The organism is Burkholderia sp. MS389 (genome assembly GCF_016899425.1).
GTDB classification, from domain to species: domain Bacteria; phylum Pseudomonadota; class Gammaproteobacteria; order Burkholderiales; family Burkholderiaceae; genus Burkholderia; species Burkholderia sola.
On record NZ_CP045994.1, the window covers coordinates 19552 to 33584 of the forward strand.

Sequence of the window (14033 nt, forward strand, 5' to 3'; positions counted from 1 at the left end):
CACCGCTTCCGCACATGACCTAGCGCTCTTCCCGCGCCTTCCCTCGTTGTTTTCCTCGTGCCTTTCTTCTGTCGTGGCGCCGTGCGTCACTTCGGCAGCGCCGGAATCATCCAGGTCAGCACGTGCTGCTGCAGGAACACCAGCACGCCGAGCAGCAGCGTGAGGATCACGCTGTGCCAGAAGGTGCGCGCGAACACGACGCCTTCCTGCCCTTTCAGGTCCGTCGTCGACACGCCCGTCGCGATATTCTGCGGCGAGATCATCTTGCCCATCACGCCGCCCGACGAGTTCGTCGCGGCCATCAGCACCGGGTCGAGGCCGAGCTGCCGCGCGGCGACGACCTGCAGGTTGCCGAACAGCGCGTTGCCCGACGTGTCGCTGCCGGACAGGAACACCGCGATCCAGCCGAGCGATGCCGACACCAGCGGGAACAACGCACCCGTCGACGCGACGCCGGTGCCGAGCGTATAGCTGATGCCAGAGTAGTTCAGCAGGTACGCGAGGCCGACGATCATCATCACGGTGACGATCGCGATCCACGTCTGCCGCCACGTCTTCCCCACGCATTCGATGAACGCCCCGGGCCCGGTGCGCGTCAGCGCGGCCGTGATGATCGCCGACAGCAGGATCGCGGTGCCCGTGCCGAGCGGCTGGAAATCCCAGATCGCCGCATACGGCTTGTGGTACAGCGACACGTACACCGCGTTGTGCAGGCCCGGCCACTTGATCTTCACGTCGCCGATCGCCGCGATGTTCGCGTGCACCCACACGATCACGACCACCGACACGACGAGCCACGGCAGCCAGCCGCCGAAGCCCGCGCGCGCGGCGCCGGCGGCGGCCGGCACGCTGCGCGCGAGCGCGTATTGCGGATCGGGCTGCGGCTTCCACAGCTGCAGGAAGCCGATCGTCACGATCAGCGACGAGAGCGACGACAGCACGTCGGTGAGCTGGTAGCCGAGGAAGTTCGACGTGACGAACTGCGCGATCGCGAAGCTGCCGCCCGACACGAGCAGCGCGGGCCACAGCTTCGCGATCGAGCGCAGCCCGCCATACGCGCCGACCACATAGAACGGCAGCAGCAGCGCGAAGAACGGCAACTGGCGGCCGACCATCTGCGCGAGCGTCGCGGGCGGCAGCAACGTGACCGCGCCGAGCACGGTGATCGGCACGCCGAGCGCGCCGAACGCGACCGGCGCCGTGTTGAACAGCAGCGTATAGGTGAGCGCTTCGAGCGCGGGGAAGCCGAGCGCGATCAGCAGCGCGCTCGTGATCGCGACCGGCGTGCCGAATCCGGAGATCCCTTCGAGCAGGCAGCCGAACGAGAACGCGACGACGAGCAGCACGAGGCGGCGGTCGTCGGGCAGGTTGTCGAGCATCCACTGCCGGAACTGGTCGAAGCGGCCCGACTTCACCGCGATGTTGTACAGCAGCAGCGCGTTGAAGACGATCCACATCACCGGCACGACCGCGAGCGCCATGCCGGCGCCGACCGCGTTGAACGCGAGCCCGGCCGGCATCCCCCACGCGCCGATCGCGACCGCGAGGCCCGCGACGAGCCCGGCGAGCGACGCCTGCCACGCGGGGCGGCGCAGCACGCCGAGCGCGATCAGCGCGACCGCGATCGGGATCGCGGCGACGAGGAACGACAGGAGCAGCGAGTGCGCGACGGGCGTCAGCGGTTGCGCGAAGACGATGCCGGGCGGGAGGGCGTCGGTGGGGTTCATCGTGTCTCCAGATGTCGACCCGAGTCGGCGCTTCAGCGTCTACTCGGGTCCCATGCCTTGTGCGGCCGACCCGGGTTCGCATGTCGATGCGCCGGGTTCGGTACAAGGCGATGTCCTGCGGTCACGACCACGCTCGGGCGCTTGCGTACGCAACGACGTTGCGCGGCCAACCGATCGGTCGCTTAAAAGAGGTTAGGAGGCGCAACGCGCTTGTACAAGGGGGAGAAGCCCGATGCGGGCGAGCCGATGTAAACCGGCCGCCGCACGATGGCCGGCAGATGGCGCGCCGCTGTCGCGTTCGACAGGCAGCCCGCCGCGGCCGCCTCACCGGTGCGCGCAATGTTGCGCGACCGGAAAAGGTGACTGCCCGCCACGAGGATGTTTCGTTTGGCGTCCGAAGCCTAGACTGGCTGCATCGTTTCCGCCCGCGCCGCCGATGGCGCGGCGGCGGAACCTCACGGAGCCAACACGATGAAGACGATGAAACACGCGGCATGCGCGTGCGTGCTGATCGGCGCGGCGTTCGCCGCTCACGCGCAAGCCGCGTCGACGCTCACCCGCGCGCAGGTCCGTCAGGAACTGGTGGAACTGCAGGCCGCCGGCTACCGGGCGAGCCTCGCAAGCAGTCCCGACTTTCCGCGGAACATGCAGGCGCTCATGCAGCGCGCCGCGCAGGCGCGCGGTGAGGGCGACGCCGCCGGTTACGGCAGCGACGGCCGGGCGCACGGGGAATCAGGCAAGCCGGCGCTGCCGCACGCAGTCGATCGCGGCACGTATGCGCATCACTGACCGGATCACTGATGGAACCGGATGGATCGCGCGGCAGCGGCGCGGCGCACCCTGCGCCGGCCGCATGCGCGACCGTCACACGCTGAAGCGGTTCAGCGTATAGGCGCGATAGGCGGCGACGAACGCGTCGAACGATCCGGCCTCCTTCGCTTCGAGCTCGGCCTGCTCGGCGAGCGACTTCGCGGCAAGCGCCTGCTCGGCGTGCAGCGTCTCGGCCGACGGCGGGCGCGCGCGAAAATGCGCGGCATGCGCTTCGCTCTGCGCGAGCGCGAACGCGAGGAACGACTGACCGTTCTCGCGCATCGTGCGCAGCACGCGCGCGGATGGCGTGCGTTCCGGATCGGCGAGCTTCTCGCGCTGCGCGGCGATCGCGCGCGCATGCTCGTCGCCGCCGCGGATTTCGTCGAGGCGGCGGCCGACGATCTCGATATCGGCCATCAGTTCATCGGCCCACTGCTGCAGCGTGACCGATTGACCTTCGCGCGTCAGCGTGAGCCCCGGCTTGCGGCCGTCCAGCGTCACGCTGCCGAAGTTCGCGTTCGCTTCCTTGTACGCGTCGCAGTCGAGCGGCGCGCTTTCGTCGAGCGCGCACGCGAGCAGGAACGCGTCGATGAAGCGCGCGGTCTCCAGCGCGATGCCGGTCGGCTCGAACGGGTCGATGTCGAGGCAGCGCACTTCGATGTACTGCACGCCGCGCGACGCGAGCGCATGCAGCGGCCGCTCGCCCGAATACGTGACGCGCTTCGGCCGGATCGTCGAGTAGAACTCGTTCTCGATCTGCAGCACGTTCGTGTTGATCTGGATCCACTCGCCGTCGCGATGCGTGCCGATCGCCTCGTACGCCGGATACGGCTCGCTCACGGCCTTCGACAGCGCGTCGAGATAACCGGGCAGCGTGTTGTAGTCGACGTGCAGCGCGGCCTGGGCCGTCGTGTTCGAGTAGCCGAGATCGCTCATCCGCAGGCTGGTCGCATACGGCCGGTACAGCGTATCGGCGTCGAACGTGTCGAGCTTGTGCGGCTTGCCGCGCAGGAACTTCGTGTCGAGCACCGGCGACGCGCCGAACAGGTACATCAGCAGCCAGCTGCGGCGGCGGAAGTTGCGGATCTGCGCGAGATAGCGTTCCGACTGGTAATCGACGAGCGTCGCCGTCGACTCTTCGTCCGCATGCAGGCGCCGCCACACTTCCTCGTGCAGCGAGTAGTTGTAGTGGATGCCGGCGATGCACTGCATCGTGCGGCCGTAGCGGTACGCGAGGCCGCGCCGGTACACCGTCTTCAGGCGGCCGATGTTCGACGTGCCGTAGTTGGCGATCGGGATCTCGTCGTCGGCCGGCAGCAAGCCGGGCATCGACTCGTTCCACAGCATCTCGTCGCCGAGCGATGCATACACGTAGCGATGCAGATCGTCGAGGCGCTCGAGCGTGAGCGCGGCGTCGCGCTCCGCGGGTGTGATCAGTTCGATCAGCGCTTCGGAATAGTCGGTTGTCAGCGCCGGATGCGTGAGCGCCGAACCGAGCGCGCGCGGATGCGGCGTGAACGCGATCATCCCGTCGCGCGTCACGCGCAGGCTTTCCTTTTCGATGCCGCGCAGGCCGTCGGGCAGATGCTGCCGCGTCGGGCCCGAGCTCAGCGCGTCGAGGCGTTTCAGCAACAGTTCGGACTGGCGGTGAGTCATGGTGTTCGACATGGAGACGCAAGTGCGTGACGGCCGCGCGCAGAACGCCGCGCGCGGCCGACTGGATTGTTGGTCGCTTCGTTGGTAGCGGGCACTTTAACATCTCGCCGGAACCCGCGCTTGAGGTGGCCGCGAGCACGGCGCGCGGGCCTGAGCGGGCGATCGGGCGGGCCGGGCGCGGTAGCGCTGGCGCATATCGCCGGGTCGGGACGAGGGCGATCGGCACGCCGGTCAGCGGAATTCGTCGGACGGAATGGGAACGGCGAACGGTTGGCGGCAGGTGCAACCGTGTCGCGGAATGGATCGGAAAACGACGCATGCGGAGGCGTCGCACGCGCGGCCTCCGGCCGGTGCCGAAGGCATGGAATCGCCATGACGGGCCGCGTCACGCCGGCACTCGGCGCATGCTGGCACCGCCCGCGCAATGGGTTGCGGTCCCGCCTTCCTGCGGTCGCACCCGGCCGCGGGCCGCCGCGCTTATCCGCCGCGCGCGCCGCCCGCCCGGTCGGCCACTTCGTTCCACAGATGCAGCGCCGCATACGCGCGCCACGGCCGCCAGCCTTCGCTGCGGCGTTTCTGGCTGGCGAGCCGGTCGAGCGCCGGGTCGCGCGCGGCGATCGACTGCATCAGCACGAGATCGGATGCCGGCCACGCATCCGGATCGCGCCATGCGCGCATCGCGATGTATTCGACGGTCCACGGGCCGATGCCGGGCAGATCGAGCCACGCGCTGCGCAGCGTCGCGAGATCGGCATGCGCGCGATCGACCGGCACGTCGCCGGCCGCCACCGCGCGCGCCACGCCGGCCAGCGCGGCCACGCGCTTGCCGGGCATCCCGATCTTGTCAAGATCGCACGCGGCCAGCGCGTCGGGCGTCGGGAAACGCCACGCGGGCGCGCCGTCGTCTTCCGGCATCACGCGTTCGCCGGCCCGTTCGACGAGCCGGCCGACGATCGTCGTCGCGGCCTTCACGCTCACCTGCTGCCCGACGATCGCGCGCACGGCCAGCTCGAACCCCGACCACGCGCCCGGCACGCGCAGCCCCGGCGCGGCCTCGACGAGCGGCGCGAACCACGGATCGCGCGCGAGGCCGCCGCCGATCGCGGCCGGATCGGCGCCGAGGTCGAACATTGTCGCGACGCGCGCGGCGAACGCATCGTCGACGCGACGCGCGACCGCCCCTTCGACGATCGCGATCAGGCAATGCTTGCGCGGATGCTTCTTGACGGTGAGGCGGCCCGCCTCGCCGTGCAGATCGACGATGCGGCGATACACGCCGTCGGCAACCTGCTCGACGCCCGGAATCGCGCGCCCGCTGAAGAAGCGCAGCACGCGCGCCCAGTCGTACGGCGCCTTGTAGCGCAGTTCCATCTGCGCGGACGGCGGCACCAGGCCGCCGTTCCCGAGGGACGTGATCGTTATCGTGTCGATGCTCAAACCGCACTGCCCTCCGTCTCGGCTTCGGCTTCATCGTTGTGAACATGACGCGCCTCGGCCGCGAGCAGCGTCGCCTTGCGGCGTACACCCCAGCGATAGCCGGCGAGCGCGCCGCCCTTTTGCACGACCCGGTGGCACGGAATCGCGAGCGCGACCGGATTCGACGCACACGCGGACGCGACCGCCCGCACCGCGCGCGGCGAGCCGAGCGCCTCCGCGATCTCGGAATAGCTGCGCGTTTCGCCGTACGGGATATGCGTCAGCGCTTCCCACACGCGCTGCTGGAACGCGGTCGGCGCGATGTCGAGCGGCAGGTCGAACGCGTGCCGCGTGCCGTCGAGGTACGCGCGGATCTGCGTGACGAACGGCGCGAGCCGCGCGGACGATTCGACCAGTTCGGCCCGCGCGAATGCGTCCTTGAGTTCGCCGACGAGCGACGCCGCATCGTCGCCGAACGCGATCCGGCAGATGCCCTGTTCAGTGGCGGCGACGAGCACCGTGCCGAGCGACGTCGACGCGGTCGCAAAGTCGATTCGCAGGCCGGCACCCTGGCGACGGAACGCGGACGGCGCCATCCCCAGCTCGCGCGGCACCGACGCATAGAGCCGCGACGGCGAGTTGAACCCCGCATCGACGGCCGCCTGCGTGACCGGCTGCCCGCTTTGCAGCGCCTGCCGGAGCGCGGCGCCGCGCTGCGCGGCCTGGTACTGCCGCGGCGACACGCCGACCACACGCTTGAAGAGCCGCTGCAGATGAAACGGGCTCACGTGCACGGCGTCGCTCAACTGCTGCAACGTGAGCCGCTCGGCCTGCGCGTCGAGCACCGCGCACGCACGATTGACGATTTCCAGCTCGCGCGGCAGCCCTTCCGGCTGGCAACGCTTGCAGGGCCGGAAGCCGGCCGCGCGGGCGGCCGCCGGATCGGCGAAAAAGGACACGTTCTCGCGGCGCGGCTGCCGCGACGCGCAGATCGGGCGGCAGAACACACCGGTCGTGCGGACGCCATAGAAGAACGCGCCGTCCGCATGCGGATCGCGCGTGGTCACGGCGGCCCAGCGGGCATCGTCGGTCGGATAGGCGGTTTTCATCTGAACCTCGCACTCTCTAGTGTAGATGGTGCCTACTCTAGCCATCGGCACATGCCGTCGCGCCCTGAATCTTGCTCTCTGATTCGTGTCGGCGAATCGGGGCCGTATCGATCGAAATAAATCCGACGAAACCCGCGCGGCGGCCGCTCCGGCGCGGTTTTCGTCATCGTCCCGTCACCGCTTTGCTGCAGTGCGGATGCGACAAATCGCCGTCCTGACGTTTTTTTGCAATCGGAATATTGCGTCGCACCATCGCCGTGTGTATAGTTGGAACTGTCTCCTCCATGTCTCCTCCTGATATGGATTAAGCCCGTTCCGCACTGCGTGAACGGGCTTTTTTTCGTCCGTCGATTATGCCGCGTGCCGGCCGGCAGCGCAGGCGCGATGCGTCTACACTCGATGCTCGTCGACTGCGAAGGAGTCCCGCCCATGAAGCCCACCATCCGCGGAATCGATCACATCGTGCTGCGCGTGACCGACATGGCGGCAATGACACGCTTTTACTGCGATGCCGTCGGTTGCCATGTGGAGAAGGAGCAGCCCGATCTGGGCCTCGTGCAACTGCGCGCCGGCGACGCGCTGATTGACCTGCTGACGGTCGGCGGCCCGATCGACCGTCCCGACAGCGGGCCGCCCGGCACCGGGCGCAACCTCGACCACCTGTGCCTGCGCGTCGAGCCGTTCGATCCCGACGCACTGATCGCCCATTTCGCCGCGCATGGCGCGCGACCGGGCGCGCCGGCCGAACGCTACGGCGCCGGCGGTTACGGGCCGTCGATCTACCTGTTCGATCCCGAAGGGAACATGGTCGAATTCAAGGGGCCGCCGGCCGCGCTCGGCTGAACGCGGCCGACGCGCGGGCCCTGACGGCCCCTTACGCGCCCTCGCGCGCCTTCAGCACCGTCCATTCGACCGCGACCGGATCGTGGTCGGCGCTCGAGACCCACGCGGTGCCGTCCTGCACCGTGCACTGCAGGCGCATCGTGCGCGCCGCGAGCCGCCCGAGCGCGGCCGCGACGCCGTCGGCGAGCGACAGCACCTGCACGTTGCGCAGCCGTTCGACCTTGCTGCGCACGCCCTGCCACCAGATATCCGACGTCTTGCCGCCGTACGCGATCACCGTGACCTGCCCGGCACGGCCGGCCGCCTTCGAGATGCGCCGTTCGTCCGGCTGGCCGGCCTCGATCCACACGTCGATCGCGCCCGTCAGGTCCTTCTGCCACAAGTCGGGCTCGTCGACGTCCGACAGCCCCTTGCAGAACTCGAGCCGCTCATGCGCGAACAGCGCGAACGCGACGATGCGCACCATCATCCGGTCGTCGGTTTCCGACGGATGGCGCGCCACCGTCAGCGCGTGATCGGCGTAGTAATGCCGATCCATGTCGGCGATTTGCAGTTCGGCTTTGTAGATCGTGGATTTCAGCGCCATGCGGATGCGGCCCGGGCGGGCATTCGGTTCGGTCGGGCCGTGATGATACCGAATGCGCGCCGTCCGGCGTGCGTCATGCGCCGTTCACAGCGCAACGGCCCGGCATGCGCCGGGCCGTGTTCGGTTCGCGCCGCCCGCTCGTCGGGCCGGCGCGCTCGCGCGTCGTGCGACGGCGCGGCGAATCGACGGTTACTGCTTGACGAAGCGCGAATCGGTCCAGAGACCTTGCTGGTCGCTATTGTCCGCGCTGACGAATTGCACGTCGCCCTGGTCGACCGCCACCACGCGGAAACGCTGGCCTTCCGGCACCGACAGGCAGCGGAAGTCGTCGAAGTACTGCTGCTTCGCCTGCGATTTGCCGTCACGTTCGTGATTCAGTACGGAATCCAGATTGTCTTTCGACAGGCAGCCCCATGCATTCTTCGTCAGCTGGATTTCCTGCTTCGGCTTGACGGCCGAATCGCCGCCGGCCTGCGCAATCGACACAGCGCAAAATGCGCCGACAAGGGCAAAAAGGACACCGGTACGCTTCGTCATGTTCTGTCTCCAGGCTTGCGGGCACCAGGCCGGGTTAGCTATGTGTTTAAAGGTGATCGTGAACCCACGTTTTTCACTTTAGAAGACCGGTAAACGATAGCAAGCACATTTGTTGTGCGACCGCAATAGCGGCGGATTGTCGCACCCCGTGCGCAGGCGGCTTTTGGCGCGACGGGCGCGCGCGGCAAGCGTCGCCGAATGGCGGATAGGCCTTGGCCGCCGGGCGGAAACCGTTATCCGGCAAGGCTTTCAGCAAAGTTACAATGCATCGATTGAACGGTTTGGATAATCCATTTCGCTATCCGGATCATTTTGATGCGTTGCACATAAAGTCATCCGAAACGATTCGCCTTTACCGCAGTGCGGAATCGCATTTACCTTATACAAGAAAAATGCCAGGTATAAGCGCATCCGTATTTATCCGTAGTTCCCCGCATCCATTCGGCGCCTTGAAGCCCCGTCGCAAGCGCCTTTCGTCCGCGTGGTGTTTACCCTGCCTTATTCGACCCGATTTGCTGGCGCTCGAAATAATCGCGCTGGAAAATGCACATGCGATAAGCGTTGTGATACGCGCCATTCCCGAAAAATTCTTCCTTCAATTCGGCCTCGTGCTGGAATCCGCATTTTTCGTACACGTGGATCGCCGCCGCATTCGACGTATCGACGATCAGGTAAAGCTTGCGCATGTTCAGCACCTTGAACGCGTACTCGATCGCGAGGCGCGTCGCCTGGCCGGCGTAGCCGCGCCCTTGGCACTGCGGCGCGATGATGATCTGGAACTCGCCGCGGCGGTGGATGTAGTCGAGCTCGATCAGCTCGACGAGGCCGACCAGTTCGTCTTGCGCGTCGACCGCGACGAAACGGCGTTCGCGCTGGTCGTGCACGTGGCGGTCGTACAGTTGCGACAGTTCCGAGAAGGTTTCGTACGGCTCCTCGAACCAGTAGCGCATGATCTTCGCGTCGTTGTTCAGCTCGTGGACGAAGCGCAGGTCCTGGCGCTCCAGCGGCCGCAGCGCGAGCGTGTTGGTATCGTTCTGGAGTTGCATGGTCATGTCCTTTTTGAGGCCGGCGCACGTGCGGAACGCCCGCGCGGCGCGGCCGCGTTCGGGCCCGTTTCGCACTGTAAGAATTTGAACGCGGGCGCAGTTCAGAGCCTAGAATGGGAGCAAGGGTTCCTGCCACCGCAAGGAGGCTATCGTGATCGAGCAAGTCATCCTCGGAATTTTCCTCGTGCTGCCGCTCGTCATCGTGGCGGCGCTGTTTTCCGACGAACTCTGGCAGGAGCACCGTCGCCAGCATCCGCGCGACGAGAACGCGCCGCACATCGACTGGAAGCATCCGTGGCGCCGCGTGCGACGCGGGCACTGACTTCGATCACCGCCGATTCGCCGCCCGCGCCGGCCGGGCCATCTGGACCGGGTAACATGCGATGCGGGTACAGCTCTTGCGCTCGATCCCATTCCCGCCCCACCCGCGAGACACCGACGTGAACGACAAGCCCGCCATTCCCCCGCACGATATCCCGAACGAAACGATCGATCTGCAGATCGCCGATGTGCTGGCGGCCGTCCGCTATCCAGCGAACAAGGATGCGATCGTCGATGCCGCGCGCGACGCCGGCGCCAGCAACGAGGTGCTGTCGATGCTCGACGGCCTGCCCGAACAGGACTACGCGGACGTCGACGCCGTCACGCGCTGCGTCGCCGGCAACTTCGGCCCGGGGCTCGGCATTTGAGCGGATGCCAATAACGCGATAGGATCGGGCCGCACCGGTCGCGCCGCGATCGGGATGCGTGCCGCCCGGCGCAAGATCGGGCGCTTCGCACGCGTGTCCGGGGGACTCCATGGAAGGCATCCTGATCCAGCACACGACGCAACGTCAGCTGTGGTTCGGCGCGCTGACGGCGCTCGTCATCCTGCTCACGCTCGGGATCGCCGCGCCGCACGCGAACGTCGCGCTGCCGCCCGTCGAGCCGTTCATGCCGATGTGCGCGCTCACCGTGTTCACGACCGCGAGCATCGCGGCGTTCTTCCTCGGCGCGCAATTCACCGTCACGCGCCAGCCCGTGCTCGGTGCGCTCGGCGGCGCCTACGCGTTCACCGCGCTCGCCGTCGCGCTGCAACTGCTCACCTTTCCCGGCGTGTTCGCGCCGCACGGCCTGCTCGGCGCGCGCCCGCAAAGCGCCGCATGGATGTGGATCTTCTGGCATGCCGGCTTTCCGTGCTTCGTGATGGCCGCGCTGTTCGCCCGCGAGCGGCTGACGCGCGCCCCGGTCGGCGCGAAGGAGACGCGCCGCTGGACGATCGCGCTGGTCGGCGGCCCGGCCGTCGCCGCGGCGCTCCTGTGCGCGATCGCGCTGAACGTGTCGCTGCCGCCCGCGTTCCATCCGCCCCGCGACGCTGCCGTGCTGCCCGTCAACGGCATCGCGCTCGTCGTGTGGATCCTCAATGTGCTCGCGCTCGTGGCCGTACTGGTCACCGGCCGGCTGCGCACGACGCTCGACCTGTGGCTCGCGATCGCGGTGCTCGCGTGCCTCACCGATACGACGCTGAACTTGCTGAGCACGAACCGCTTCACGGTCGGCTGGTATGTCGCGCGCGTGTTCAGCATGTTCACGCCCGGCGTGCTCGTGTGCGTGCTCGCGTGGGAAGTGACGATGCTGTATCAGCAGTTGTTCGAAGCGCACGCGACGCTGATCCGCTCGTCCGCGCGCGACGGGCTCACGGGCGCGTTCAACCGCAGCCATTTCAACGATCATTTCCACACGCTGTTCCTGCAGGCGCGGCGGCAGGGCGAACCGCTGTCGCTGCTGATGGTCGACGTCGACCACTTCAAGGCATACAACGACGCGTTCGGTCACGTGAAGGGCGATGCGTGCCTGATCGCCGTCGCGAATGCACTGACCGGCGCGGTGCGGCGGCCGGCCGATATCGTCGCGCGTTACGGCGGCGAGGAGTTCGCGGTCGTGCTGCCGAACACCGGCGCGCGCGGTGCGCGGGTGGTGGCCGACGAAGTGCGCGACGCGGTGCTGCGGCTCGACCTCGCGATGCCCGACTCGCCGGCCGGACGCGTGAGCGTCAGCGTGGGTTGCGCGACCGTGTCGGCCGACGATCTGTCGACCCCCGACGCGTTGATCGAAGCCGCCGACGCCGCGCTGTATCGGGCGAAGGATACGGGGCGAAACCGGGTCGTCGTCGCCTGAAAACGTCTGTTGTTTGGCCAATTGTTACGGCCATTGTGACCGGAATAATCCGCCGTTACGGATTGCGGCGCGGGGATACGATCGCTTACAGCCCGGGCCGGGGCCGCTCGCTATGCTGGGTTTCATATTGAACCCGAGCAGGTGAACGCGATGAAGAAGGCCCTTTTGCTGATTGCCGGCGTCGCCGTGTTGTTGAGCGGCTGTATCGTCGTGCCGGATGGTGGCGGGTATTACGGTGGGGGTGGGTATTACCATCATCATCGTCATTGGGATTGATAGAGGTGACGGTCCGGACGCTCGAGGCGCGCATCTTTGTGGGCTGATCTTCGATCAGTCATGCCTCGACCGTCGTCCAGCATATCGCCCTCGCTGCGGCGAAATTGACAGCGAGAAGTTCGAAAGGACCCGACGTGTCGGCACCGCCCCGGTGGACATCAGCGGCACGAGCGTCGTGGCGACCCACAGACGCCCATTCCACGAAACGTTAGGCCTCTCCTCGAGTTCGTGGTTTAGATGCGGGCTAACGCTCGCTCCAACTGCCTTGCCAAGAAGAATTTTAAAGAGCGCAGTTCCTGCGGGTATCGACTTACCCATCGGCGATCTCATGCGCCCAGCGCGCTTAGATGGCCGGGAAAGTTCAAAGAATATTTCGTCTGAAACTCAACCATCTGGATAACCATTTCAAACTAGTTCGATTGATTTCCGGGGCATGAGCACGTTAGCGTAACAGGCATTACGCATACCGCCCAACATCAACGGAGCTAAAGCAGAAATGCCATCAGATCTGGATAAAATTCCCTACTTCACAATAAATAAGTTCATTTGGAAATGGAAATTTCATGACGGCGCAGATGGGTGCAAAATCGCTCCAAACATCGCGCTTTCCATGGATAAGCCTGCACCACCGCTTCCGATACTACAAAAACCGAAAGTAGCCGAACCCAAGCATGCATCCACCGAGCCAAAGCGCGACTCGCTTGACAAAATGGTTGATGGTTTGGAGAGGGTCGGCAAGTCGCTGGCACGCTTTCAAGCATGGCTCAATGCCCCCGATTCTCCCAAACCCACCATCGTGAAACTAAAAAGGGACGATTCCGTACCAGCGTTCGATATCCAGGAAATTCCCGCAACAATGCGCAAGATATACCTCCCGACATCTGCCGCACTGATGGAGCGATGGTTTTCCGGAAAATTAAGTTACTCGCGCACCTCTTCGGACGAAGAGGTGGAAATCAATCAAGACGGACTATCATACCCCTCCGACATGTACGACATGTCTACCGTTAAATTGGATTGGGTTCTTCGTTTCCCCCGGGCAAAGCAGCAATTCGACCACCTGATCAATGAAGAAATTCGCTCACAAAAATCCATAAACCAACTCTACAAGCTGCTGCTCCCGTACAAAGACTGTGCAACGCGACTCTATACCGACGACATTTGCGGGAATGATCTTCGCAGCATCCACCGACGATTTCAATTTCAATACTCAAGAGTAGACAGCACGCTCGGGCAAAAAATTGGAACTCAACTGGATGCACAGCTTCGCAACAATGGTGTACCCGATGACTTATCCGGGGCGCTCGGTTCCTTTAATATATATGCAGCGCTCGGAAGTGCGCGCTTCTCATGGGATGTGGATTCGCGCCGAACGACAGCCGAAGTGACGGGACTGTGGGTGTATGTGAAAGACACCTATACATTTACCGACAAGTCAGGCGAGCGATCTCAATATTTAGGGCACTGGAGTAGCGACGGCATCATCGTCGTCCCATACAGTGCAACCGCTGCATTCTTGAACTCCGAGCATGTCCCATATGTCAAATACGCCGTCGCCAGGGGCAATCCATCCATCAAAGGGAATGTTTACTATCCAGTGGAGAACAGCGATTTTAGAAGATGGTCTGAAATGCATGGCAGAGGTGGTGACTTTATCATCTACTCCGACAAAAGATACATTCCAATCTCCCCATTCATAAAAATTCGGCTATGATCAAAATCAACAACAAATCATGACGAATTGTTCAAAAATTATCTGCGCACTGCTCTTTGCGGCACTGATCGGCATCTTTGCCTTTGACAGAACCCCTCAAGGGGAAGAATGTAGAAAATCGACATCTCCAGATGGAATATATATTGCCGACCTGTG

The 14033-nt window shown here is 65.2% G+C and carries 14 protein-coding genes; 7 read left to right on the forward strand and 7 right to left on the reverse strand.

Translation table 11 applies throughout. The features are described from left to right. Positions 1–86: 86 nt before the first annotated feature. Entirely contained in the window at positions 87–1727 is a 1641-nt protein-coding gene (locus GJG85_RS00100; protein WP_204383495.1) for an L-lactate permease, read from the reverse strand. Between the two features lie 471 nt (positions 1728–2198). Between GJG85_RS00100 and GJG85_RS00105 the strand changes: the two genes are divergently transcribed. Then, the gene (locus tag GJG85_RS00105; protein WP_050011100.1) at positions 2199–2516 is read left to right on the forward strand and encodes a DUF4148 domain-containing protein; all 318 of its coding nucleotides are present in this window, start codon (positions 2199–2201) and stop codon (positions 2514–2516) included. 75 nt (positions 2517–2591) lie between these two features. Here the strand turns inward: GJG85_RS00105 and gshA are convergent, their stop codons facing one another. The 3 genes from gshA to ada form a co-directional block, all read right to left on the reverse strand. After that, entirely contained in the window at positions 2592–4205 is a 1614-nt protein-coding gene (gene gshA / locus GJG85_RS00110) for a glutamate--cysteine ligase (protein ID WP_050011099.1), read from the reverse strand. Between the two features lie 465 nt (positions 4206–4670). Next, positions 4671–5630 carry an AlkA N-terminal domain-containing protein gene (locus tag GJG85_RS00115; RefSeq protein ID WP_204383497.1) on the reverse strand — a complete coding sequence of 320 codons (960 nt, stop codon included), beginning with the start codon at positions 5628–5630 and terminating at the stop codon, positions 4671–4673. Continuing rightward, positions 5627–6718: a bifunctional DNA-binding transcriptional regulator/O6-methylguanine-DNA methyltransferase Ada gene (gene ada / locus GJG85_RS00120; protein WP_204383499.1), complete on the reverse strand. Its 1092-nt coding sequence runs from the start codon at positions 6716–6718 to the stop codon at positions 5627–5629. Before ada ends, GJG85_RS00115 begins: the two co-directional genes overlap by 4 nt. A 429-nt stretch (positions 6719–7147) precedes the next feature. Between ada and GJG85_RS00125 the strand changes: the two genes are divergently transcribed. Continuing rightward, positions 7148–7561, forward strand: coding sequence for a VOC family protein (locus GJG85_RS00125; protein ID WP_006498690.1), 414 nt, complete (start codon positions 7148–7150; stop codon positions 7559–7561). Positions 7562–7592: 31 nt separating this feature from the next. On the opposite strand, the gene GJG85_RS00130 is transcribed toward GJG85_RS00125, so the two are convergent. From GJG85_RS00130 to speG, 3 genes are all read right to left on the reverse strand, one after another. Continuing rightward, entirely contained in the window at positions 7593–8147 is a 555-nt protein-coding gene (locus tag GJG85_RS00130) for a YaeQ family protein (protein WP_050011096.1), read from the reverse strand. Positions 8148–8336: 189 nt separating this feature from the next. Further along, positions 8337–8684 carry a hypothetical protein gene (locus GJG85_RS00135; RefSeq protein ID WP_124556203.1) on the reverse strand — a complete coding sequence of 116 codons (348 nt, stop codon included), beginning with the start codon at positions 8682–8684 and terminating at the stop codon, positions 8337–8339. A 488-nt stretch (positions 8685–9172) separates the two neighbouring features. Beyond that, the gene (speG, locus tag GJG85_RS00140; RefSeq protein WP_050011094.1) at positions 9173–9730 is read right to left on the reverse strand and encodes a spermidine N1-acetyltransferase; all 558 of its coding nucleotides are present in this window, start codon (positions 9728–9730) and stop codon (positions 9173–9175) included. Between the two features lie 151 nt (positions 9731–9881). On the opposite strand from speG, the gene GJG85_RS00145 reads away from it, so the two are divergent. The 5 genes from GJG85_RS00145 to GJG85_RS00160 all read left to right on the forward strand — a co-directional run bounded on the left by GJG85_RS00145 (position 9882) and on the right by GJG85_RS00160 (position 13877). Next, a complete protein-coding gene (locus GJG85_RS00145) occupies positions 9882–10052 on the forward strand; it encodes a hypothetical protein (protein WP_006489933.1) in 171 nt (56 codons plus the stop codon). A 118-nt stretch (positions 10053–10170) separates the two neighbouring features. Next, positions 10171–10419: a DUF2795 domain-containing protein gene (locus GJG85_RS00150; protein WP_050011093.1), complete on the forward strand. Its 249-nt coding sequence runs from the start codon at positions 10171–10173 to the stop codon at positions 10417–10419. A gap of 109 nt (positions 10420–10528) precedes the next feature. Continuing rightward, positions 10529–11887 (forward strand): sensor domain-containing diguanylate cyclase, encoded by a 1359-nt coding sequence (locus tag GJG85_RS00155; protein WP_089488921.1) that lies wholly within the window; start codon positions 10529–10531, stop codon positions 11885–11887. 150 nt (positions 11888–12037) lie between these two features. Next, positions 12038–12163, forward strand: a complete 126-nt coding sequence (locus GJG85_RS35190; protein ID WP_256097665.1) for a hypothetical protein — start codon at positions 12038–12040, stop codon at positions 12161–12163. A 496-nt stretch (positions 12164–12659) separates the two neighbouring features. Further along, positions 12660–13877, forward strand: a complete 1218-nt coding sequence (locus GJG85_RS00160) for a DUF6402 family protein (protein ID WP_204383501.1) — start codon at positions 12660–12662, stop codon at positions 13875–13877. Positions 13878–14033 lie beyond the last annotated feature (156 nt).